This window comes from Marivirga sericea, assembly GCF_900177665.1.
Lineage (GTDB): Bacteria > Bacteroidota > Bacteroidia > Cytophagales > Cyclobacteriaceae > Marivirga > Marivirga sericea.
This window is the reverse complement of sequence record NZ_FXAW01000001.1, coordinates 280,641-306,468: the sequence shown is the minus strand read 5'-3', so window position 1 is coordinate 306,468 and position 25,828 is coordinate 280,641. Positions and strand designations below refer to the sequence as shown.

At 36.1% G+C, this 25,828-nt stretch carries 16 protein-coding genes; 2 read left to right on the top strand and 14 right to left on the bottom strand.

Translation table 11 applies throughout. The annotated features are described in order from the left end of the window. Positions 1-6 precede the first annotated feature (6 nt). Complete coding sequence (locus B9Y84_RS01190; protein ID WP_085515263.1) at positions 7-2,976, bottom strand: SusC/RagA family TonB-linked outer membrane protein; 2,970 nt, start codon at positions 2,974-2,976, stop codon at positions 7-9. A 336-nt stretch (positions 2,977-3,312) separates the two neighbouring features. On the opposite strand from B9Y84_RS01190, the gene B9Y84_RS01185 reads away from it, so the two are divergent. Continuing rightward, complete coding sequence (locus B9Y84_RS01185; protein ID WP_085515262.1) at positions 3,313-6,210, top strand: two-component regulator propeller domain-containing protein; 2,898 nt, start codon at positions 3,313-3,315, stop codon at positions 6,208-6,210. 65 nt (positions 6,211-6,275) lie between these two features. Here B9Y84_RS01185 and B9Y84_RS01180 read toward each other — a convergent pair whose 3' ends face one another. The 5 genes from B9Y84_RS01180 to B9Y84_RS01160 form a co-directional block, all read right to left on the bottom strand. After that, the gene (locus B9Y84_RS01180) at positions 6,276-7,241 is read right to left on the bottom strand and encodes a deoxyhypusine synthase family protein (protein WP_085515261.1); all 966 of its coding nucleotides are present in this window, start codon (positions 7,239-7,241) and stop codon (positions 6,276-6,278) included. 63 nt (positions 7,242-7,304) lie between these two features. Further along, positions 7,305-7,943, bottom strand: coding sequence for a TetR/AcrR family transcriptional regulator (locus tag B9Y84_RS01175; protein ID WP_085515260.1), 639 nt, complete (start codon positions 7,941-7,943; stop codon positions 7,305-7,307). Between the two features lie 9 nt (positions 7,944-7,952). After that, complete coding sequence (locus B9Y84_RS01170; protein WP_176223678.1) at positions 7,953-9,503, bottom strand: OmpA family protein; 1,551 nt, start codon at positions 9,501-9,503, stop codon at positions 7,953-7,955. Between the two features lie 399 nt (positions 9,504-9,902). After that, a complete protein-coding gene (locus B9Y84_RS01165) occupies positions 9,903-10,730 on the bottom strand; it encodes a universal stress protein (protein ID WP_085515258.1) in 828 nt (275 codons plus the stop codon). Between the two features lie 42 nt (positions 10,731-10,772). Then, a complete protein-coding gene (locus B9Y84_RS01160) occupies positions 10,773-11,381 on the bottom strand; it encodes a DNA-3-methyladenine glycosylase (protein WP_085515257.1) in 609 nt (202 codons plus the stop codon). A 57-nt stretch (positions 11,382-11,438) separates the two neighbouring features. Between B9Y84_RS01160 and B9Y84_RS01155 the strand changes: the two genes are divergently transcribed. Beyond that, the gene (locus B9Y84_RS01155) at positions 11,439-12,311 is read left to right on the top strand and encodes a DUF2911 domain-containing protein (RefSeq protein ID WP_245830798.1); all 873 of its coding nucleotides are present in this window, start codon (positions 11,439-11,441) and stop codon (positions 12,309-12,311) included. Positions 12,312-12,340: 29 nt separating this feature from the next. Here the strand turns inward: B9Y84_RS01155 and B9Y84_RS01150 are convergent, their stop codons facing one another. The 8 genes from B9Y84_RS01150 to B9Y84_RS01120 all read right to left on the bottom strand — a co-directional run bounded on the left by B9Y84_RS01150 (position 12,341) and on the right by B9Y84_RS01120 (position 25,821). Continuing rightward, entirely contained in the window at positions 12,341-13,999 is a 1,659-nt protein-coding gene (locus B9Y84_RS01150) for an OmpA family protein (protein ID WP_176223677.1), read from the bottom strand. 171 nt (positions 14,000-14,170) lie between these two features. Continuing rightward, the gene (locus tag B9Y84_RS01145) at positions 14,171-15,859 is read right to left on the bottom strand and encodes a sodium:solute symporter family protein (RefSeq protein ID WP_085515255.1); all 1,689 of its coding nucleotides are present in this window, start codon (positions 15,857-15,859) and stop codon (positions 14,171-14,173) included. Next, complete coding sequence (locus tag B9Y84_RS20905; protein WP_262494114.1) at positions 15,856-15,990, bottom strand: hypothetical protein; 135 nt, start codon at positions 15,988-15,990, stop codon at positions 15,856-15,858. The genes B9Y84_RS01145 and B9Y84_RS20905 overlap by 4 nt, the downstream gene beginning before the upstream one ends. 97 nt (positions 15,991-16,087) lie before the next feature. Beyond that, the gene (locus B9Y84_RS01140) at positions 16,088-17,731 is read right to left on the bottom strand and encodes an alpha-glucosidase (protein WP_085515254.1); all 1,644 of its coding nucleotides are present in this window, start codon (positions 17,729-17,731) and stop codon (positions 16,088-16,090) included. Positions 17,732-17,769: 38 nt separating this feature from the next. Further along, positions 17,770-19,452 (bottom strand): sodium:solute symporter, encoded by a 1,683-nt coding sequence (locus B9Y84_RS01135; protein WP_085515253.1) that lies wholly within the window; start codon positions 19,450-19,452, stop codon positions 17,770-17,772. Positions 19,453-19,525: 73 nt separating this feature from the next. Then, entirely contained in the window at positions 19,526-21,157 is a 1,632-nt protein-coding gene (treF, locus tag B9Y84_RS01130) for an alpha,alpha-trehalase TreF (RefSeq protein WP_085515252.1), read from the bottom strand. 2 nt (positions 21,158-21,159) lie between these two features. Beyond that, positions 21,160-22,500, bottom strand: a complete 1,341-nt coding sequence (locus tag B9Y84_RS01125; protein ID WP_085515251.1) for a vanadium-dependent haloperoxidase — start codon at positions 22,498-22,500, stop codon at positions 21,160-21,162. A gap of 3 nt (positions 22,501-22,503) precedes the next feature. Continuing rightward, positions 22,504-25,821: a VCBS repeat-containing protein gene (locus B9Y84_RS01120; RefSeq protein ID WP_176223676.1), complete on the bottom strand. Its 3,318-nt coding sequence runs from the start codon at positions 25,819-25,821 to the stop codon at positions 22,504-22,506. Between the last annotated feature and the right edge of the window lie 7 nt (positions 25,822-25,828).

The window sequence follows — 25,828 nt, the reverse complement described above, 5'->3', positions numbered from 1 at the left end:
TATCTTTTAAAATCCAAACTTTAGACCAACCGTTATATTTCTCGTTTCTGGGAAAGCTGTTTCTGAACCATTTAAAGGATTCTGTTCTGGACTATATGATTTGAAATCTGTAAAAGTCAATAGATTCGTTCCTGTCAGATATACTTTTCCCCTCTTCAAACCAATCCTTTCAAAAGCTTCATTAGGTATGGCATAGCTTAAAGTCACGGTTCTCAATCGAATGTAAGAGGCGTCTCTTACAGCAAAAGGAAAAAGGTGTAAATGTGTATCCGGTTTTGGTCTAGGGAACTCGGTTGATGGAAATTCAGGTGTGTAGTAGTCAGTTCTGATTCCGTTTATGGAACCCTTCCATAATTCGCCATCTGCTAATACAGTATTCAACCTTGTAGCACCCTGCACGATGTAAAGGTCTGCAAAAAGTTCAAAACCTTTCAATCGAAAAGTACTGTTGACAGACCCAAACCAATCGGGATCTGTATTGATGAATACATTATCTCTGCTATCTATTTGACCATTTCCGTCCTGATCAATTACTCGAACATCTCCAGGCTGGGCTAACGGGTTACCTGAAGCCGCTATATCGTCACCCTCTTGGAAGATTCCGTCATATTTAGGAAGCCAAATGTTGTTAATGGATTCACCAACAGACAACCTCCTGCCTGACGTGTCATTGATGTCAATCTCTTCGCCATTTTCATCCAATTCGCCAGTTAGAGAGATAACTTCGTTTACATTTCTCGAGAAGATTACCCCTAAAGTCCAACCTATATCATCTCTTTCTAATATATAGGAAGTTACCGCTGCCTCAATCCCTTGGTTTTGCAACTCACCAACGTTGAATCGACTAACCTGGAATCCAGTCGTACCAGAAATAGCTCTATCTAACAAGAGGTCTGTGGTATTGGCTTTATAATACTCTACAGTACCATTTAGAATATTATTAAATAAAGTAAAGTCTACTGCAGTATTGAGCGTTGTGGTGGTCTCCCATCTTAGGTTTGGGTTGGGCAACCTTGATGATGCTGTTGCGCCAGCAACAGTTTGTCCACCAAAGATATAGGGTAAGTCATCCGCACGACCAAGCGATTCTAAGGAATTAATACCTTGGTTACCTGTGGCTCCATAACTTGCTCTCAACTTAAGTTCATTTACTACTGGCACTGCTTCCATGAAAGTCTCATTGTGCATTTTCCATGCAACGGATGCTGCCGGGAAAAAACCCCATTTATTGTTCTCTGCGAAAACAGAAGCGCCATCTGCTCTGGCAGTTGCTTCAACTAAGTAGCGGTCACGAAATCCATACCTAACCCTACCCATATATGAAAGTAGTCTTCGCTGAGATACGTTCCTGAAATTATTCAGCAAAACAGTTGCATTGCCGTTGTAAGCGAGGGCGTCATTTGTAAATCCAGACTTATCAATTTGAGTATACTCATTGTTTTGTTGATCAAAGGCGTTTACACCAGTGAAATCTAAAGAGTGAGCATCACCCAATTGTGGTTTATAATTAACAATGTTTTCAATCAACACCTGTCTAAAAAGAGTATTGGAAAGTAAACCAAATCCATCTATACCTTCATCCCCTGCAGAATGCAGAGATGAGCGGTAAAGACCTCTATTGGTATTTCTATTTCGCACGAAGGTGTTAAGGGAGTAACTTAAATTCGGTAAAATATCATACGATAAATTTAAAGTAATATCAGCAAGATTTGTTTTGGTTTCGTCAACGGACTCTCGTTGATCCCACAATGGGTTCACCCGAATATCAGATGGGCCTAAATATAGCTTCACTAATTCATTATCCTCGTCAAACGCTCTTGCAAGAGGAGACCGAGTTGTAAAATTTAATCCGCCGGTTTCTCTATCTTGATTTGAAAGTTGGTAATTTAGAATAGCATTAAGTGAGAGCTTATCATTCAGCTTTTGATCAATGTTGAGTTTGAAGGCTCCTCTTTCAAAGCCAGAATTTGGGATGATACCGTTCTGATCGAAATAATTGAGACTAGAAAAAACTTTGGTATTTTCACCTCCCCCTGAAAAACTAAGCGAATGACTTTGTATTGTTGCATCTTGCAATACTAAATCCTCCCAATCAACAAATTCTTGATTTTCAATAGTTTGTAATTCAAATGGTGAGAAAATATTTTCATCATTTAAATACAAACCAGTAAATCTATTTCTATTAGCTTCTCTTCTTAATTCGATAAATTCTTGGCCATCATATTGATCAAAATTTCTGATCACGGACTGCGTTGAAGTGTATCCATGATAGTTTATGGTAGCTTTGCCGGACTTTCCCTTTTTTGTAGTAACAAGAATTACACCATTAGAAGCTCTAGAGCCATAAATAGCGGTTGAAGCAGCATCTTTTAAAATCTCTATACTTGCAATATCATCTGGTGGAATATCATTCAAGTCGTCAAAAGGCACACCGTCTACCACCACGAATGGAGCATTTCCACCTGGTGCCACAGAAACGTTTCCTCTGATGACTATATTTGAATTTCCGCCAGGTCTTGCGTCTCCCAAGTTCACTTGAACTCCAGCCGCTCTTCCTCGTAGCATTTCTGAAACATTCGTGGTTGGAATGGCTGTTGCTTCTTCTACCTCTACACTCACCACTGAACCAGCGACATCGCTCTTCTTTTGACTACCATACCCAACTACAACTACTTCACCAAGAGTTTCCACATCCTCTTCCATTTGGATGGTCATATTGGTTTTGCTTCCAACCGTAATCTGAATTGGTTTATATCCAATAAAGCTAAAGCGTAAAACATCATTGGGACTAGCAGTTAGTTTGAACTCTCCATTAAAATCGGTGACAGCTCCCTCTAGACTACCAACTATCATGACATTCACACCAGGTAGTGTCTGCCCTGCTTGATCAGTCACAACACCATTAATTGTAGTGCTCTGCCCGAAAGATTTGAAGCTGATTGTTAAAATCAGCAGAATAAGTATACCGTGCTTCATATTTAGACAACTTTTTAATTTGACATTTTCCCTTAATAACAACCTAGCTTCCACCAACTGCTTTCTAACACTAAATTAACCCAGACTGATATTATCTTTTCCTCAAGTAAGCATGAAAAATTGTTCTAAACATAAAAAAGCACTACGTCAATAATACCTCACTGCTAAATATCAATTTCTCAAAACCACATCAAAAATCAGCATAACTTACCATTAGATAGATTAAAAGCACTTATTTATCTATTTCAATTGCCCATGTATTTCTATACAATTTTCTCCCCTATTACTACAATCTTATCATATTTCACTAAATTGTAAATTATTAATATCTGGAAAATGAAAGAGAAAAATAAGGTACTATTCATACTACTGAGTCTACTAATGATAGGGAATTTCTGCCATGGCCAGTTTATTGGGTACCCTTTTTATAAATACTATTCCAGCCAAGATTATCACGGTGGTATCCAAAATTGGAAAATCACCCAAAGTCAAGATGGCTTACTTTACGTGGCCAACAATTTCGGATTATTGGAGTTTAATGGAACCCATTGGAATAAATACTCACTAGAAAGTGGAACAAAGTGTAGAGATGTACTAGTAGACAATGACGGTAAGATCTATATTGCTGCACAAGGAGATTTCGGATACTACATTCCTGACAGGCTTGGAAAATTAACTTTTGTTAGTCTAGCAGACAGCATCAAAGGAGAGAAAAGAGATTTTGATGAAGCTTGGAGAGTATTTAAACAAAATGATAGATTATTATTCTGCACCTTTGATGACATCTTTATATTTAATGATTCAGGGGAATTAATAAATACGGTCAATCCTGAGAATGACCCAGATAATTTCTTCCTGGTAAACCATCAGTTATACCTCAATCAAGTTGAAAAAGGCTTATCAATCTTGGAAAACGGGGAAATAAAAAAGACTGATATTGGTGACTTCTTTAAAGATATGACTATAAGTGGGATTCTGGAGATTAGCAATAACCAGCTTTTAATTAGCACATTGAAAAATGGTATTTTTGTAAAAACAGGCAATTCAATCTCCATTTGGAATACTGAAAATCAAAACACCTATAAATCATCAAATATTAATCAAATAATTAGGCTAAAAAGCGGAGAAATAGCTATTGGTACTCAAAATGAAGGCCTATTTATTCTCAACAGCAGAGGAGAAATCAAAATGCAATTAAACAAAGGCAGGGGCATTGAAAATAGAACTGTTCTTTCGCTATATGAAGATATTCAAGGTAACCTTTGGCTTGGACACAATAATGGAATTTCATCGGTTGCTTTAAATTCGCCCTTCCAACATGTAAATGAACAAACTGGACTTCCAGGAACCGGTTATGACGCCCTCTTATTGCGAGACACACTTTATCTAGGGACTAACAATGGATTATATTACAAAGACATTTCTTCAAAAAACACCACCTTCAAAAAGGTTGAAAATGCATCTGGCCAGGTTTATAGCATTCAGCAAATTCACAATTCTATTATAATGGGACATCATTCAGGTACTTACGAAGTCAATGGTGCTGAAGCAATAATGCTGGCAAACATCCCTGGAACTTGGACTTGTATAGATCTAAAGAAATATCCAAAACTTGTCATACAAGGTAATTACAAAGGTTTAAGCCTCTTTAAAAAATCAGAGGAGGGTCTTCAATTTCTATATGAACTCGAAGGATTTAAGGAGTCTTCACGGGTAATGGAAGAAGATGAAGAAGGAAATATATGGATGACTCACGGTTATAAAGGCGTTTACAAAATTACATTGTCTGAAGATTTGAGATCTGTTAAAACAGAATATTACGGCAAGGAAAAGGGTTTGCCTTCAAATGTTTTAATCAATGTATGGAGATTAAATAATAACCTCATTTTTTCTAGTGAAAGAGGATTATATGAATATAGTACAAGTAAAGATCGCTTTGTCAAGTCTTCATTTTTATCTGATTACTTTGATGAAAATGAGCAATTTGTAAGCTTTGCTGAAGATGCACTCGGAAACATATACTTTGTAAGTATAAATGAAACTGGAGTATTAGAAAAGTCTACCAATGGTAATTATCAAAAGCATACTGCAGTTTTTAACCAATTACGCAATGTTCTCAACGATGACCTTCATAATATTTCCACATTAGAAGCAAATAAGGTCTTATTTGCGGCTAAAGAAGGATTTATACATTTTGACAATTCAATTCCAAAATTGCAGGAGATCAACTATAATGTAATTTTCACCAAAGTGAGTATTTTGAATTCAAAAGATTCAATTATCACATATGGGAGGCAAATGGATGGAGAGAAAGTGACTTTCAAACAAATCAATAAAAAAATTGAAATCCCTTTTTCAGAAAATTCCATCAGAATAGAATACAGTGCTCCTTACATGAATGGTCAATTTGATAATGAATATCAATACTGGTTGGAAAACAATGAAGAAGGCTATAGTAATTGGTCAGTAAGAACTTCCAAAGAATACACCAACCTCCGAGAGGGTAATTACACTTTTCATGTTAGAGCCAAAAACATTCATGGACAATTAAGTACTGTGGCCACTTTTGAATTTACCATTTTACCACCTTGGTACCGCACTAATTGGGCTTACGGCACCTACTTCTTTATAGGTTTAATATTATCAGTACTTGTATTTCTATTTTTTGAACTACGGTACAAAAAGAAAACAGAAATTATAACCGAACAGAAACAGAAGGAAATCACCAGAATTGATAGTGAATTAAAAACATCCGAACAGAAGCTAGAACACTTGAAAAACGAAAAGTTAAAATCAGAAATTAAGTTAAAAAATAAGGAGTTAGCTACTTCTACTATGCACTTAATAAATAAAAATAGTTTTATCAATAGCATCAAATCAAATCTTAACAGTATTTTAAAAAGAAGCAAAAATCAAGAGGTAAAACATGAAATAAGTCGGGTAATTCATAATATTGACAAAAACATTACCGCAGACGAGGATTGGGAGCATTTTTCTATTCATTTTGATCAAGTACATGGAGACTTCATTAAAAGGTGGCAAACCGACTACCCAAATCTAAGTCCACAGGAAATGAAATTAAGTGCATATTTACGAATGAATCTTAGTACCAAGGAAATTGCTCATCTATTAAATATTTCAGTTAGAGGCGTTGAAATAGCTCGTTATAGATTACGTAAAAAACTAGAACTGGAACGTTCTGATAATCTGCAGGAATTTATCTTGAAGTATTAGAAATAGGTAAAACCCTGCATTAAGTGATTTAAGCAGGGTTATAATCCAATTTTTTAGGTCTTCTATTACTGCCCTAAGACAATCGCAAATATCAAAGGAGCTACAATAGTTGCATCTGATTCAACAATGAATTTAGGCGTATCTATATCCAATTTACCCCATGTTATTTTTTCATTAGGTACAGCACCTGAATATGAACCATAACTCGTTGTAGAATCAGAGATCTGACAAAAATAACTCCAAAAAGGAACGTCAGTGTACTCCAAATCTTGATAAAGCATAGGCACTACGCAAATTGGAAAATCACCAGCAATACCCCCTCCGATTTGAAAAAAGCCAACGCCCTCTGTTCCAGCATTTTGCTTATACCAGTCTGCTAAGAACGTCATATACTCAATCCCTGATTTCATGGTGGAAGGTTTTAATTCACCTTTCACACAATAACTGGCAAAAATATTACCCATTGTACTATCTTCCCATCCCGGAACAATTATTGGTAGGTTTTTTTCGGCAGCTGCCAACATCCAACTATTTTTAGGATCTATCTCATAGTATTGTTCTAAAACTCCTGACCTAATTAATTTATACATGAATTCATGAGGAAAATATCGCTCCCCCTTCTCTTCTGCGTCCTTCCAAATTTCAAAAATGTGTTGTTGTAATCTTCTAAAGGCTTCTTCTTCAGGAATGCAAGTATCCGTTACTCTATTGAGTCCTTTTTCTAGCAAATCCCATTCTTGCTGAGGTGTTAAATCCCTGTAATTGGGAACTCTTTCATAGTGGCTATGAGCCACCAAATTCATTAAGTCTTCCTCTAAATTTGCGCCCGTACAGCTAATGATTTGAACCTTATCTTGTCGAATCATTTCAGCAAAAGAAATCCCCAATTCTGCAGTAGACATTGCACCAGCAAGGGACACCAACATTTTTTTTCCGGATTCGACATGACTCTTGTATGCATCAGCTGCATCTATAAGCGCTGCAGCATTAAAATGACGATAGTTATGTTTTAAAAACTCTGTAATTTTCATAATTAATTATTTGTTGTAAAAATAATCAAAAATGATGAAGAGCTATTACGAATGGAGGATAAATCAAAAAGTTTCCAAGACTGCCGTAATATTCTTTTTTAAAGTCGCTTTGACTGGAGTTTGCTTCATTTTAGCAACAAGAATTGATCCATAGGTAGTGGTTAACAACATGCTTACCAAATCAGAAACATCTGAACTTTTGGTAATTTCTGTTTGGAAAATGGCTTCAAGCACATACTTCTCCAATAATCTGTCAAATGCCAGGACTTCCATTTGATCCACCCCTTCTAGATTTGGAAATAAAAGTTGTTTTTCCGCTTTTTTAATACTTATGGGCTTTAATACTAAAGGGGAAATAGCATGATATTTAATCAAGTGCAGGATGACTGAATGATAATTCTCACATAAATCACCGTATCTATCAAAAATAAATTTAACTGCTTTTAGCCCTTTTATATTAGTGGTTTGCATGTCTATACTAAGCTCAAAAGCCCATACTCGCATGAAATACAGTAATAAATCTTCTTTTTGAGGAAAATAGCGAAAGAAAGTTACTTTTGAGATCCCTGCTTTCTTACAGAGATCCATCACGTGAATATCCTGAAAGCTTTGCTGGCGAAGCATGGTTTTGGCTATAGTCAATACTAACAATTTTAGTTTTGCTGATTTCCTTTCCCTTAAACTAGTTCCCGCAGTAACCATTTACAATTGTTAGATTTTGATGATGGTAAATTCCACTCTCCTGTTCAACTTGCGAGTAGCTTCTGATTTATTACTAGCAATTGGTCTTGCTCCACCGTATCCTTTGCTATCCAGTCTCCTAGCATCTACACCCTTCCCTACCAAATACTCTTTTATTCTATCCGAGCGCTCTTGAGATAGCTCTATGTTTAACTTTGCACTACCTGTATTATCAGTATGACCCGATAGTTCAATTTCAACATTTGGGTTCTTTTTTAACATATTATAAACCCGATCTAACTCTTCAAATGAGCCATCTAAAATATCAGCCGTACCTCTTTTAAATAAAACACTTTTCAACTGAATTGTGGTTCCTTCCTCTAGACTTAAAAGCTCCAACTTAACTACATCATTATTACTGATAGTATCCGTTTTAATAGTTTGCAAATCGTCTAAGTAACCTTCCACAGAAATATCAATAGTGTAGATAGAATCTTTAAAAAGCTTCGTTTGGTATGATGAGTTTTTACCCATTACAATCTCTGAATATGAACTTTTACTCATTTCATTCACCCCTTTAATCAGCATTTGAGGTTTGAGGGGATTTCCTGTAAAACCATCCACTACTTCAAATTGGACTTGAATCTTCTCTCGCACAATTGGCTTATTTTTATTTGTGCTCGTTCCAATAGCCAAAACTGATTGCGAAGAAGCTGTCATACTTTTTTCTACCTCCGCTTCTATTTCAACTTGTTCTGGAGTATTGGTTTGCACGATATTACCCAACCCTATACTATTGACAGTATTAACAAGCAATGCATCTTTACCAGAATTGATTAACTGAAAATACCAATCCGCACCTTCAGAATTTACGCCTTCCAAATTTTTTGCTTCAGACCAAGTAGTCCAAGTTGCATCCTGTCGCTTTGAATAAAAGACGTCTCTACTACCTTGTCCTCCTCTTCCATTTGAACTAAAAAACAAGGTTTTATTATCTGCTGCTAAAAAGGGAGTTAAATCTTGAGCTTCTGTATTAATATCTACTCCTAAATTTCGTAGTTCCGTCCATTCATCTATCGACTTCCTAAAGGTATAGTAAATATCTTCATTACCTCTTGACCCAAAACTTTCCAAACTTAGAACCATTATTTTACCGTCTTTGCTTAGACTACCCGAAAGGTGATCTGATTTATTTTTATAATAAGGGATATCAATCGGTTGTGGTTCACTCCAATTATCTCCTATTCTTCTTGAATAAGATATCCCTCCTTTTCTAGGACTTTTGTAATTACCCACCACATACATGATATAATCATCAGGTGTAATTCCAATTACAGCATTAAAATTCAGATTATTTACCGGACCTTTTAATCTCTGCGCTTTGGTCCAGCTTCCATTTACTTTCTCGCTGTACCAAATGTCTCCTTGATCTTTTTCACCACCTGCATTTTCAGGATTATTCTTTTTTGTAAAATACAGTGTGTTTTCATCGGCTGATAATACTGGCGCAATATCATCATAAATACTTTCTAATGAATCTATAATTAATGGCCGATCCTGGCCATCACTCAAGTAGCTCACTGAAAATAATAATATGAAAAATACCAACCGTACCCGCATTCTTTCAGAATTTATAATTATTACAATTTAAAGTAAATCATTAATTGTTACAATTGTCAATGATAGTAAATCTTACTTCCAATCTTTGCAAAATTTAATAACGTAACAATTCTAATGTACTATTGAAATGCTAATCTAAGACATTTTTCACTAAAATCAACTTAAAGTTATAAAATAATTAAAGGCATCTTTTAAGTTGTTTATCAGTTACTTATGGTATTTCTACTAGCTAGGTTGAGCATATTGCATAATACCACTACTATTCAAAAAACTGCGAGAGTCGCATTAAAATAATCAAATTAATTTCAAAAACTGTACATGATCGAACTGCGTATTGATCAGCCCTATATACTTAATGATCTATTCCTTTTCATGATAAATTAAAAGTGCATGAGTACTTAAATAAGTAATTTCAGTAGACACACTACTTCCTATTAGTTTCTCGAAAATATTTCTTTTTCTTTTAAGCAATACTAATACATCTCCTTGCTGCTCGTTCACAAACTCTTCTATACCACTACTTATATCTTTTTTGTACTCCTTTAAATAGTAACTTATTTTTTCGTAACCTAGAAAGCTAGATAATTCTGTCTTAAACTTCTCATAGCTTTTCTCACTCATAACATTATTAGAATGACTGACGTGGACGAATCTAATTCTACTTCGAAAAGGATAAATAAAACTTACCAATTTCTGCATGGTAATTTTATCTTGCTCAGAATAATCCGAAGCATACACTACGGAATTCCAATTTTTAAAATCCGCATCCAGAGGAACCGTCAAGACTGGAATGGAAGCATTTTGAACCGTTCTTAATGTCCTGCTTCCAATTATCGTCTTTCGATTATATCCATTTCCTTGAGTGCCCATTACAATTAAATCAAAGCCGTTCTTGAGTGCATATTGACTAATTGAATTATTCACTTCACCGATAGAAAGTACAAAATCACATTCAAAGCCGTATTCATTTTCTATCTCATCTGCTAATCCAGTCAATTTTTCCTTAGCATGTTGTTTTAAGTCATCAAATTCAGACTGTTCTCCCTCTACAGCATGCAGAAACTCTTTTTCGGAAAAAATATGGATCAACGTCATGCTTCCTTTTCTTATTTGCAGAATTTTTGCTGCATATTCAACAGCATTAAGGGAATAAGCTGAAAAATCTATTGGGCATAAGAATTTATCCATCTGTTTATTATTTGATATCTAATTTATAAAAAAAACATAGCTTTAGAGCTGACTAACAAATTTATTTCCCGAAATATAAAAGCGCCATGGTAGTAACGCATCCTCTCCAGCATAATCAATTCCTATTCGAGTAGTTTTAACAATTTTGTCAACAAGCAATTTATGATCAGCTAAAAACAAATCATCACTACTTACGAGATCTATTCCATTTAAAGATTTATCTATCCCTAAAGCTTTCGTGAGCTTACCGGGGCCGGAAAAAATACTAGGTTTAACTTCTTTAGAATTTCTCCTTTGTAGCATCCTCTCTGTACCTTTCAGAGGTTCAATAGCTCTTATTAGGACGGCATCAGCCGCCCCTTCGACATTAGTTACGATATTAAAGAGAGAATGAATACCATAGCACAAGTAAATGTAAGAGGTGCCGCCATCTTCATACATTACTGCAGTCCTCTTAGTAAATCTACCCCTATGTGCATGACAAGCTTTATCATTTTTCCCGGCATATGCTTCGGTTTCTGTAATCATCGCTTCACAATAGTTTCCATCAATATGTGCACATATTACTTTCCCAAGTAACTGTTCGGCAACTGATACTACATCTGGATTTTGAAAAAATGCTCTACCTAATCTTTTTTTTGTAACTTTCATTCAGAAAAGTAGTTTTTGAATGCTAAATACTTTTTAATTTAACTAAAAATAATAAACATGATGAAAAAATCACTAGTACTATTTTGCTTATCTATTATCATGATAAGTACGCCTGAGCTGAAAGCACAGATTAATATTCCTCAACCTTCTCCAAAAGCAAAAGTAGAAACAACGGTTGGATTAACTGATGTGGCTATTAGCTATTTTAGACCAAGCCTTAAAGGAAGACAAATATTTGGAGATGGCGATGATTATTTACAATCATATGGGGTGCTTTGGAGAGCAGGAGCCAACAGTGGTAGTATTCTAAATCTTTCTACCGAAGCTATCATAGCAGGTAAAAAAGTAGACGCTGGACAATATTTGATCTTCATGACTCCTGAAGAAAACGAATGGGAGTTCAAATTGTATAGTGATTTATCACTAGGAGGGAATGTTGGAAACTACGATGAATCTAAGGAAGTCATTTCTGTTATTAGAGAAGTTGAAGAACTAGACGAAGCAGTAGAAACTTTGACTTATCAAATTTCAGACATTAGTGCAGATAATAAATCAGCTAATATTCACTTTGAGTGGGAGAATGTTAGCCTCAAGATTCCTATTGAAGTGTCTTATGATGATTTAGTTATGACTCAAATTGAGCAAAACACTAAAGTTGACCCTAGAAATCTTATTACAGCTGCTAATTACTATTACACCACGGATAAAGACTTAAAACAAGCTTTAAAATGGATTGATACGTATTTAGCGGAAGGAAACAATAGTGCTCAATTTTGGAATTTACACTTGAAAGCACAAATATTAGCTAAAATGGGTAACAAAAAAGACGCCAAAAAAGTAGCAGAAAAATCAATTGAATTAGCTAAAAAGAATAGTTCAGGTGATTTCGGATACGTTAAAAGAAATCAGGATTTAATCAATTCATTATAAAATAAAAAGGCTGAAAACAATCATCCTTTTCACTCATCAAATTTCGAAAGGTCGAGGATTTTAACTTCGGCCTTTCTTGATTTATCTTCAGTACCACCTGAAAGCACACCAAATCCTCTAGCCGCCATTCTATCCGCCTCTATTCCTTGCGTAAGAAAGAAATCTAACACAGCTTGAGCTCTTTTATTTGATAGTTCATAATTATATCTCGGATTACCATCAGAAGAAGCAAAAGCAGATATCTGTATGCCTAAATTATTATGAGCCTTAATGAAAGTAGACATGTCCTTTAATTTAGGCTCATGTCTTTCTAAGACATCAGTTGAATTAACTTCGAAATAGACTTGGTAAGCTGAAATACTTAACACTGAATCAATTAATTTCTTTGTTTCCAGCTGTTCGTCAGTGATAAACTCATTCTTAGTTTTCTTCAATTTAGCAATTCTTTCTCTAGCTGTGATCCCCAAATCGCCCACATGTTTCACCATGTAGATATCCGTAAAACCTAGCCCTTCCTCACGGACAGAAGCAAGATACCCTCTTTCACCGTCTGAAGTTGGGTGAAAATAGACTTCATCGTCAACAGTATTAACAGGGTATCCCAAATTTTCAGGTTTAGTCCATTTCTCTGATTTAGGATCATATTTTGTAGTAAACACGTCAAAACCACCAAATCCTTTGTGCCCTTTACTACTGAAGTAAACAGTCAAACCATCTTTGGCCATGTAAGGCCCGTCCTCGTCTTGTTTAGTATTGATCTCAGGTCCCATATTGAAGGGTCTCTTCCACTGACCATCTTCAAGATAGCAGCCGTAAATATCAAAGCCTCCGTAACCACCAGGCCTGTTGGAAGCAAACATCATAAACTCACCATCCTCTGAAACCCAGATGGACTGTTCTGCAAATCCATTTGAATTGATCCTCCCTTCTAAGGGAACTGGTTTAGACCATTCTTCTGCAGCATTTTCAGTGGAGTAGTAGATGTCTCCATTCCCCTCGTCTGAATAGATATACAAAACTTTTCCATCACTGCTCAAAAATAAATTTGAGTCGTGATAAAGGGTGTTGATATTCTGCCCAATATTTTTTGACTTGCTCCAAGTAACCCCTTTTCGTTTTGATATATAAATATCCTCAAAGTAAAAATTATCCTTATCAACATTTTCGTTTGTATTACCCTCTTGCCTTCTTGAAGTGAAAATCATCACGGTTTCATCTTCATTCAAAACCGGTGCATAATCCGGCCAAGTTGAGTTCACATCATCTCCAACATTCTCGATCGTGTAAGAGGACGGCATTCCAATAATTTCCTTAGCATTTTGGCACTCTTCAATTCTGTCATTCACATCATAAACAGAGGTTTTGTCTCCTCCTCGATAACTCTTATTAGCCACTAACCTGTTTTTATAGAGGTTAAAATGCATAATCGCCTTCTCGAATTCTAACCCATATTGATAACCTCGTCCCAGCAAATAATCAATATTAAATCGGTATTTAGGATCTAATCTTTTTACTCTCTCAAAATACTTTGTAGAATAATCTCTATTTACTGTTTCAAGGTATAATTTACCAGCCATGTAATTAGCCCGGATATTCATTGTATCTGCCTCTGCTGATTGAACGTAAATATCTTTAGCTATTTCAATTGCATCTTTCGCTTCTGCATATACTTGGTCAGCTTGTTCCATGTAGATTTTTGACAATTCAGGGTCCTGAGCTACCAAGCAAGTAGTGATATGAATCAAAACAAGAACAAAAAATATTTTAAAACAAGACTTCATATAGATTAGAAAAATACAACTAGTGAAGGAAACCTCCAAATATAATTAAACATTAGATGTTTAAACTTATAATTTACCTCAATCGGATTTTGTTTTACTATTTTTCACGTATTGAATTATGAGTCCGCTAAAGATTACCAAGCCGCAACCTAAGACATTGAACCACAGATAAGCCATTTCACTGAAGAAATAAAAATACAACACTACTATTTGCGCTACGACTGCTCCGACAAATACTGCATTCCCCTTTATGTATTTTATAAAGAAACCCGTTAAGAAAATTCCTAATATCGTACCATAAAATATTGAACCTAATATATTTACCGCCTGTATCAGATTATCTAGAAGTCCTGCGAAAGTAGCAAAGAACACAGCCACTAGCCCCCAGAATAGTGTGAAAAGCTTAGAAGCAATTAGGTAGTGTTTATCACTTCCGTTTTTATTAATATTTCTTTTATAAATGTCTATAATACTAGTAGAAGCCAATGCATTTAACTCCGAGGCTGTTGACGACATAGCTGCAGAAAAAATCACAGCTAATAAGAGCCCAATAATCCCTTTGGGCAGATTATCCATTACAAAGGTGATAAAAACGTAGTCAGTATCTGTGGTTTCTAAATCTTGGTTGGTTGCTTTAATGATAGCTTTCGCTTCATCTCTCAATTGTTCCTCTTGATCATGGATAACAGCAATGCGCTCCTTTAAACCCTCAATTTCCTCTCCTTCTGCCGTTGACAATAGTTGCACTTGTCTTCTTTTCTCTTCGAACAAATCTGAGTATTGCTGCTCAATAGCTTGATACTTTTCCTTTTGATCTACATCCAGATATACTTCGTCCTTGGCTGCTTCATTAAAGAAAACTGGGGCTTGATTGAACTGATAAAATACAAAAACAAGCGCTCCAATGAACAAAATAACAAATTGCATAGGGATCTTGAGCAATCCATTGAACATTAATCCTAATCTGCTTTCAGTCAAGGATTTACCTGATAAATATCGCGCTACCTGTGATTGATCAGTCCCAAAATATGATAATGCCACAAATAAGCCTCCCAAAAGACCGGTCCACAAAGTATAGCGATTCTCTAGATCCACTTCCGTATTAATCAACTCAAGCTTTCCTAAGTGTCCTGCTATTTTGGTAGCTTCTACTATTCCAATGTCCTCAGGAAGTAACTTCACCACAAAAAGACCGGCAACAATCATCCCCCCCATCATCACTATCATTTGATGCTTTTGCGTTTGGCTAACAGCCTTTGTACCTCCACTTACGGTATAGATTATCACTAAAGAACCAATAATAACAGTTGTATAAACCAAGGGCCAGCCCAATATAGAGGACAAAATAATGGCTGGAGCATAAATAGTGATTCCTGCAGCAAGACCTCTCTGAATCAAGAATAAAAATGCACCTAATATTCTGGTTTTTAAATCAAAACGAGATTCTAGGTATTCATAAGCTGTATAAACTTTTAATTTATAGTAGATAGGTAACACCCAGATGCTCAAAATAATCATAGCGATAGGCAAACCGAAATAGAATTGTATGAATCCCATACCGCTATTGTAGGCTTGACCTGGAGTGGACAAGAAAGTAATAGCACTCGCCTGTGTTGCCATAATGGAAAGACCGATGGTCCACCACTTCATGCTATTATCCCCCTTTAAATAGGATTCAATATTCTTGCTTCCTTTGGTTTTATATACACCATACCCAACTATAAGTAAAAGTGTACCGAAAAGTACTGTCCAATCTAAAGCGCTCATGCAAAATATTGGGTTATGGCGTAAAAAATTCCAATTAAGGAAACTAACACAATAATCAATAACCAATAGAAATTTTTCCACTTTCCTAACACTGGCGGATTATTATGCTCTAAATCTTTATCGTCTTCCATTTGTGGAAATTAGAGGGATTTTCTGAAAATAAAAAATCCGATTTTTTAAATGGTTAATTAGCGTGCTAAAGAGCTTCTTGCCGGCTATCTTTCACTGTTAAACTTTTAAAACCTTAGCTTCCCATGGTCTTAGTCTATTGATACCATTGGGTTCACCATAGTTGTTTACTTCAAGACTAATACTTTGTGGAAATTGCATCGCTACATTATGATGATTTTCGGAGAAATTCAACAAGACCCAATATTCATTTTTGTCGCTCCATCTTTTAAATAGAAACAACTCAGGATGCTCTACTTCATAGCATTGGTAGTTTCCATCTACCAAGTCTGGATTCTGCTTTCTGTATTCTATCATTTTACGATAATAATTCAATATTGAATGTTCATCATTTTCCTGCTTTTCGACATTAATTGTCTCAAAATTATCATTGGATTTTAACCACGGATGCTTTTCTGAAAAGCCTCCATTTCTTGAATTGTTCCACTGGAAAGGGGTTCTTGCGTTATCTCGGCTTTGTTGATGCACTAGCTTCATAAAATTCTCAGAATCAGCACCTTTTAGCATGGCATCTTTCCAACTGTTTAAAGTCTCAATATCTCGATATTCATCAATAGACTGATAAGCCACATTAGTCATTCCTATTTCATCCCCTTGGAAAATATAGGGCGTTCCTCTCATACATAATAGTAAAGTAGCAATCAATTTAGCCGATTCTTGCCAGTAAAGTCCGTCATTTCCAAAACGAGAAACTACCCGAGGAAAATCATGATTTCCTAAAAAGATACTTCCCCAGCCCTTTGCAGCTAGTTTTTCATCCCAAGCGTTGAAAACCTTCTTCATATCTACCAAGTCAAAGGGGATGGGGTCATATTTTCCTCCAGGACCATTATCTATGTACATATGACCAAAATGGAAAACCATATTGAGCTCATTTCTATCCTCCCCAACATAATTCAGAGCATTATCTAAGGTGATTCCAGGGCCTTCGCCAACTGTCATACAATCGTAATGTTGAAAAACTTCCTTATGCATTTCTTTTAAATATTTATGCACTTTTGGCCCATTTGCATAATATTGTGAAATGATTTCGGTAAAAACATTGCTTTCAGAATCAGGAAGGCCTGGAAGTTTAGAAATCAAACTAACAACATCCATTCTAAAACCATCGATTCCTTTTTTAAACCAAAAATGCATGATCTCATACATCTCCTGCCGCACCTTGGGATTTTCCCAATTCAAATCGGGCTGCTTTTTAGAGAATAAATGTAGATAGTGCGATTGGGTCTTTTCGTCATAATCCCAAGCATCACCTGAGAAAAAAGAAGGCCAATTATTGGGGAGCTTGTCCATTTCTCCTTTTCTCCAAATGTAATAATCCCGGAAAGGATTGTCTTCACTTTCGCAGGAAGCTTTAAACCAACGGTGTTCATCAGAAGTATGATTAGGAACTATATCCATAATCAGTTTCATTCCTCTTTCATGAATACCCTCTAAAAGCTGATCGAAATCTGACATATCTCCAAAATCTATCATGATTTGACGATAATCGCTAATATCGTAACCATTATCATGATTTGGAGATTGATAAATGGGACAAAGCCATATCACATCTACGCCAATAGACTGAATGTAATCTAATTTACTAAAGATTCCGGGTAAATCCCCTATCCCATCTCCATTGCTGTCCTTAAAACTTCTAGGATATATTTGATACACTATAGCTTCTTTCCACCAAGTCATGATAATTATGAGTTATGAGTTATGAGTTATGAGTTAAGTTACCAGAACCAAATCACAATTACAGCGGTTACAAGTAGTAATAAAACTGATAAAATCCTGTAATTTTTATACCATGGTAATCCTTCCAATTCTTTAGTTTCCGCCTTAAATATATTTACTGACCATACCATATCCTCTACTTTCTCTGCTGCTGGCGGAGCAGTCATTAAACTTACCAATACTTGAATCAACATTACCGCTAACATCAAGAGCGGTGCCTTGTGTAAGAAATGAATCTCATTAAGTGCTGGTGCCCAATCAAATACACTTGACAAAATGATAAATATAGCTAGTATAAATCCACCCGAAAGCCCCGCAATTGCGCCATGCCCGTTGGCTCTTCTCCAAAATAGCCCCAAAACAAATACTGCGACAATAGGCGGTGCTATTAATCCCAGAATAATTTGAAGATAATCAAATAGAGAACCAAATCGATCAATCTGAGGAGCCCATAGGGCTGCAAGCAGAACCAAGACAAGCGTTGCAATCTGACCTGTTCTTACTAATTGCTTGCTTGTCATGTCAGGCTTGAGAGCCTTTACAAAATCCATTGTAATAAGCGTTGAAGAGGAATTCAAGGTAGCACTTATACTAGAAGACATAGCCGCCAGAAGACCGGCAATCACGACACCCAACAGACCTGTTGGCAATAAACTATAAATCAATAAGGGGTAGGTCATATTTGGGCAATCAGCCAAATCAGTGCAAAGGACCTCTCCTGCTTCTGTTTTCATGTAATAATTCAGAGCAGTGATATCCAACCCTGAGAATATCACAATAGCAATTACTCCAGGAATTACCATAAAAAACAATACGGGTAACTTGAGTAAGCCAGCAAATATAGCACCCCATCGCCCGTGATTAATATCCTTAGCACTTAGCACACGCTGTACCATAAACTGATTATTTGCCCAGAAATAGAATCCCAAAAGCGGAACCCCAAATAGTAATCCCGTCCACGGCATATAATCACTTTCTAACGGTCTAACTAAACTTAATATTTCTTCTGGGCTTTTCCCTTGAGGTTGTAAACTTTCAAGACCTGCTAACATGCCAGACCATCCTCCCACTTCTGCAAAACAGAAATAAGTTAAAACCATTGAACTCGCAAAAAGTAATAAGGCTTGTATCACTTCTGTGTGCACCACAGAAGATAATCCTCCCGGAATGGTATAAGCTGCTGCTGCACCCGCTAAAATCAAAATAATAATGGTTGAATCTAGCTCAGGGAAAATGATTTTTAAAATCAAATTTCCTGCATATAATCCTGATGCTGTATCAATGATAACATTGCCAATAATAGTGATGGTTGAAAAGTAATACCGAGAGCGACTGTCATACCTTCTTTCCAAAAACTCAGGCATAGTATATACCTTAGATCGAAGGTAAAACGGAAGGAAAAAGATAGCGAAGAACACCAAGACCACCGCTGCCATCCATTCATAATTGTAAACAGCTAAATTAGTACTATATGCTTCGGAGGTAAGCCCTATTAGAGTATTGCTACCAATGTTAGCGGCAAAAAGAGAAATTCCCACTATGGGCCAAACCATATTCCTTCCAGCCAAAAAGTACTCTTCAGAAGTTTTTTGTTTCCCTTTTTTGATGCCATACCAAATGATTCCGACTAGGTAAATGATGATTATACCCCCATCGATTGGACTCAAACCAATTTCATTCATCTTTCTTTACTTTAACTCATCGTCAGGTTCTATTTAGCATTAAAAAAAGTCCTTTCTTATCATTATAAAAAAATCAATCCATCACCACTGCTTCTTTTTCTTCTAATATCTTCTTCATTGCAACCGCAACGCCATTTGTCCAACCAAAACCATCCTGTAAAGGGTACTCCCCTCCTCCAGCTTGCAAACTTGTATCCGCGACATTGTACTTTTCCATCATCTTCCCGGTTTGTTGATACACTTTCTCATTTACGGTTAACCATCTATCCATAACCTCTAAGCCAAGCTCATGCTCACTGTAATTAAACAATGCTTGAATACCAATCCACTGCAGCGGTGCCCAAGCGTTCGGATAATCCCACTGCTGACCACTTTCAATTGTAGTACTTACAAAGCCACCTGCTAAAAGCAAACTATCTTGCATTTGCTTGATGACCATTCTAGCCTTGTCTTTAGGAGCAATTTTAGCGAAAAGCGGATACGCAGTAGCCATACTTAAAATGGATGTATGTTCATTCTTAGTGAAATTAAAATCAGCATATCGTTTTGCCTTTTCATCCCACAGAATACTGTTGATGGCACTTTTTCTGCTATTTGCTTTTTCCAGATAGATATTAGCACTGTCAAGTTGTTCATTCCAATTGTAGGCCTGCGCAATTTTTATTTCTAAGAAATAGAGAAGTACATTTAAATCAACGGGGATAATATCAGTTGTTTGAATACTTTTCATTTCTTTCGGATTTGCAAACCACCTGCTGCTGTAATCCCAACCTGATTCCGCTCCTGCTCTTAAATCTCTGTAGGCTTTCTCTTCTTCTAGATTATTTTCATGTACTAATTCGTAATCTTCTTTGAATGACTCCGGTCTTGCTTTCGCAAATTCATCAAAGTATCGGTTGAGTACTATATTGTCCTCCAATAATACTACTCTTTTACTAGTGGGATTTGCTTCTGACAGTTTTTCGCTTCCTTGCATCCAAAAGCTATACTCTTTTAAGAGCTGAGGTTGATAAGAAATAAATTTCGAACGATTATCAGACGTGAGTTCATCGACCATCAAAGCAAAAAACGGTGGTTGACTTCTTCCAGTATAGTAAGCTCTATTCCCGTTCGGAATAAAACCTAAGGTATCAATTAAAAATGCAAAGTTGTCGAGCATATTTATGGCCAACTTTTGTTTACCAGCGGCTTTCAATCCAAGCATGGTGAAATACGAATCCCAGTAATAAATCTCTCGAAAACGGCCTCCCGGCACTACGTAAGGATTTGGTAAAGGAATTAGGGATGAGTTCTTAATGCTATCCTTAGTACGTGTGAGCACTGGCCACAAACTTTCGATATGTGCGTACATATCTTTCTCGGTATCAGACTCAAAATCGGTTTTAGGATTAACAGGCATTTCGAAATGCCTAGTTACAAACTCTTCTAACTCAAAATCTTTAGTATCTTTCTCCGCTAAATAGTTAGTGTTAATTTTTTCAAGCCCCATCATTGGCTTGCTGTCTGCAAAAGTCTTAGAATCACTAAAAATGCCCGCTAGTTGCACTTCTCTAAATAATTCCGAATCGTAAAACTCATGAAAATCTTCTAAGTCGTTCTCTTCGTAAATCGCCTTATTATTATTTTCTTTTTCTCTTGTAGGATCACATGAAAAAAGGACAAGTACTTGAAAAAGAGAAGCAGCGAGGATGATATGTTTTTTCATATTTATTTTTTAGCTACGGTATTATTCTTTTTAAATTCAATACTACTCCTAATTAAGTCTCCTATTTTTTGACCCTGCCAAATACCTTCATCTATCGCTCTTCTGTAATGGATTCCACCATATAAGCGACTTATAGCAGCTTCCTGAGAGGCTTCCATGAAAGAACTATATGCTCTTGAAGGAAGTCCGAATTTTACTTCTGTGCTATCGACAAAGTTAAAATTATCACCGTACACATCAGTTAAAGCATTTGCTGCTGCAGTAGAAATCACGCTATGTCCGCTCGTATATTCTGGAAATGGCGGAGTTTGCAAGGTTGGTGTCCAGTCATTATCAATTTTTCTATTGATCACTGTTTCAGGTCTAATTAAATTAGAGCGGTATTTTTCATCCCAACAAGCAATAAAACCATCTGCTAAAGCAATTGAGGTTTTTGTATATGCATGACTGCTTTTCATTAAATCAGCACCATCTAAAATAGAAGCGATTTTAGCAATTCCCATCCAATGACCGCCGGGCGTTATCTTCTTAGTAGCAAACATCACATGACCTGTCACGTTCATCACATAAGGGTTGCAGTCCCAAAATGAGGCTATTGCCTTCTTTTCCTCATTCAAATCATTCTTAACAACATTGTATACTTCCATTACCTGTTGATAGAAAGGAGAACCCTCTTCCATGCTATAATCGTATGGAGGCTGCGGTACAAATTGATTAGCACTATCGAGCACAAAGGTTCTTATTTCATTCCAATGCGGCTCTATTGCTGCCATATAAGCCGGTGGTGTTGGTTCCCAGTGCTGCTGTTTATCACTTAAAGGATGTTTTGACATGGTTCTGGTCTCTTTATAATTATCCTCTCCAGCCCATGCTAAAATATGTTGGTGAACACTCTTAGCATAGTCCAAAGAAGCATCCCACTCAGCATCAGTTAAACCTCTCTCTTCTAATTCTGCCTTCCACTCTTGCAGCCACTCTTCCATTTTCTCTTCTGAAAAAATTAATTTCTTAGACATTAAATAATTAGCATAAAGTGCAGATATCCTTAAGTTCACCTTTTCATTCTTAGGTTTAGGAATTGGATTTAAGCCATTAATCTGCCCAGCTAAAGAAGAGTAAGTAGAATCTTGTAATGCTAAAACCTCATAACAAGAAATTGCCGAGTAAACATAAACCCGACTTGCTACAGGAGGTGAGAAAATGTCATGCACAGTCACATCTGTCACTTTTTGCATCAGCGAATGTAAATCTTCAGCTTCGACCTTCGTCTTTGGTCGATCTGACTGGGAACAAGAAAAAAAGAACCCAAAAATCACTAAAAAATAAATTACTGTACTTCTCATCTATCACTTATTTAAATTTTCAAAGGCAATCAATTTAACAGTTTGATCGTTTCGAGCTACCAAAATATAGGTAGCTCCGTTCACAAGAATTGGCATCTGTTTTCTGACCTGCCCATCAAGCCTCAAATTCTTGGACTTTTTAATAGTAACAATCGAATCCTGTACCTGAAAAACTGTACCAAACTGGGCATCGTATTTACCCATCTCAATGTTGCTATCATAAAAATTACCAGCACCCAATAGTTCCCTGTTTTGTTCATTTATAAATTCAACTGAATTTAAAGTAGATATTTGCAGTTCCATTGGTAATGCAATAGCCTCAAAACTACCATCTCCATTATTTTGATAATAATAACTGGAAAAATCATTAGCTGATAATTTCTTTGCGTTTTTTAAATTATCATCACCAAAAATTTCCTGTAGATTCGCTTTGGAAAAGTCTTGGGCATACTTCCATTCTTTTTTCAAGTTTGGCAATTGCTTTAAAATTTCAGCATGATTGGCAAATGGAATCTCTTTGCCGTCAAGAAAATAAGTGAGAAGTGGATCGGTTTGACCGTTGTCATCAAAATCTTCAACATACAGGTTCACAGGTTCTTCATCAGTGGGCTTTAATCTTGAGTTTTCGCCTGTATTTCCAGCGATGATATCAATAAGTCCATCTCCGTTGAAATCTCCAGCTTTTACATGTTTCCACCAGCCTTGCTCATTTCCGACACTTTTAATACTAAATTTATCACCTTCATTCATCATGATCTTAATAGTGTCCCATTCTATTGCTAAAACAATATCGGCCTTCCCATCACCATTGATGTCAGCCACATCTGCATCTGTTATCATGCCTAATTGTTCTAAAAATGGAGCAAACGTACTATTGGCTAAACTAAAAGTACCATCTTGATTGTTTAAATAGAATTTAGAATCAGGTGCTATGCCGTATCCATATGGAATAGCTCTTCCTCCAAAAAACACATCTTGAAAGCCATCGTCATTAAAGTCGGCAACTGCAAGAGACGAAGCAGTCATATAACTATCTTCAAAAATATATTTTTGATCAAAATTGCCTTTACCATCATTCAAATAAATCCTTTGCGTAATAAACTCCGAATCTCCTCTATACTCATTACCTCCAGAAGCGATAATCAAATCCTGATCACCATCATTATCAATATCGGCAAAGACCGCGTCAACGTCTTCAAAAGTATCATCACTCTCAATTAACGGCTGATTCATAAGGTCAAATTTACCATCCACAGTTTGTATCCAAACCTGACTCTTTTCACGTTTTGCCGACCCAATAAAGAAGTCTTCTCTTCCATCACCATTGATATCTGCTACTGTCAAAGCAGGTCCCTCTGAAGAAACCATATGAGGCATCAAAGGCTCTCTAATGAATTCCACAAATTGATTTTCCTGATGTGTTATATCGATTCCCATTGAATCTTGCAATTCATATACTTGGAAATCAAAATTCTTTGGTTGCAAAAGACTATAATCATAAATGCTTAAACCCTTTCTATATTCAATTTTGTGTACAGTATTATATTTTAGATCATTCAAGTTTTGAGTACTTCCGTCAGGCCAGATCAACTGAATATTTCTAATCTTAGTGCTGTCACCTAAAGCAATATGGAAATTATGTTGGGCAGAACTTTGAAATCCTTTAACAGGAAAATGCTCATAACTCAATGTCTGGTTATCTGTTTGCTCGACAACTACTCTTGTGCCAATAGCATTAAGGTTTTTGTCAGATCCCTTTAAATCCAATTGAAGATATTTACCACTCCTGTTACGCTCTATTGCTAAATTTCTATAAATGAAGGGTTTATCTTCTAAATTATTTACCACAATATCTAAATCTCCATCATTGTCCAAATCAACGTAAACAGCTCCATTGGAATAGGAATCCAAATTATTTTCAATTTTTGAGCTTATATCTTCAAATTTTAGTTCAGCATTATTGATAAAAAATCGATTCGGTAATTTGACTTTTGGCATACGCTCCACAATTTCCAGGTCCTCTTTGTCGACTATACCCATTTCAGTTTTTTTGCGCTGGTCCTCATTTGAACTCATGTAGTTGATATAGTCAATGTCATTCATTCTGCGTGGAATTCCATTGGAAACAAATAAGTCTTTTTGCCCATTGTTATCAAAATCCATCAATAAAGGCGCCCACGACCAATCGGTAGCATACACATCTGCATAAGGTGCCATTTCACTAAAGGTGCCATTTTGATTATTAATTTGCAGGTTATTTCTGGCAAATTGATCATTGTATCCAAATTCTTTCTTAAATCGGTAAACATCGAATGCTTCTTCTCCTAAACTACTTTTCAAAATTTGAGGATCATAAGCCAGCATATCTAGCGAAATGATATCATTAAAACCATCATTATTGATGTCTGCCATATCTACACCCATTGAAAATCGGCTTGTATGATTGATCTGATTGGTTAGCTCTTCCTTAAATGTTCCATCTTGTTGATTGATGTATAGATAATCATTTTCATGGAAATCATTACCTACATAGATATCTGGATAGCCGTCATTATTAACATCTCCTACCACTACACCTAAGCCATATCCAATCACGGAGCTGTTGATTCCACTTTCTGCACTGACGTTAACAAAAGTGCCATTATCGTTACGAAAATAACGATCACCAGAAACATTGCTTGTTTCTCCAGCAAATTCTTTTCTTTTTCCAAATGTCCCGTTTTGGTGAATACTATGATTTAGCTGAAACATATCCAGATCCCCATCCTTATCAAAATCAGCAAAAACAGCTTGCGTGCCAAAACCAGCCAAATCTAAATCATAAGCAATAGCTTCATCTTCAAAAATTGGGATCCCATTTTCTATCTTCTTACAAATGAAAAGTTGATTTGAGCCTTTCAAAATTTCATGGTCTCCGACTACATTTACATAGATATCCAGCATTCCATCTTGATTGATATCAACTACTGAGGCGCCCGTTGACCAATACCCTTCGCCAATGATTCCGGTCTCTAGGCTGACATCTTTAAAACGGAAATCACCTTGATTTAAGAATAACTTATTCTCCCCCATATTGGAAGTAAAAAATAAATCAACCAAACCATCTTTGTTGAAATCACCAGCTGCAACTCCTCCTCCATTGAAAAAATACATATAATCGAAAAAAGAGAAATCAGTGGTTTGCTTCAAAGTATTTTCGAAAAGTAAACCAGTTTTTTCTGCACCTAATAATTCAAAATGAGATTCTTTTGAATTGTTGCAGGATGTAAGCACATTTACAAATATTAGTATCGAAAAACTGCTTATCAGGTAGGAAATCATAGAATTC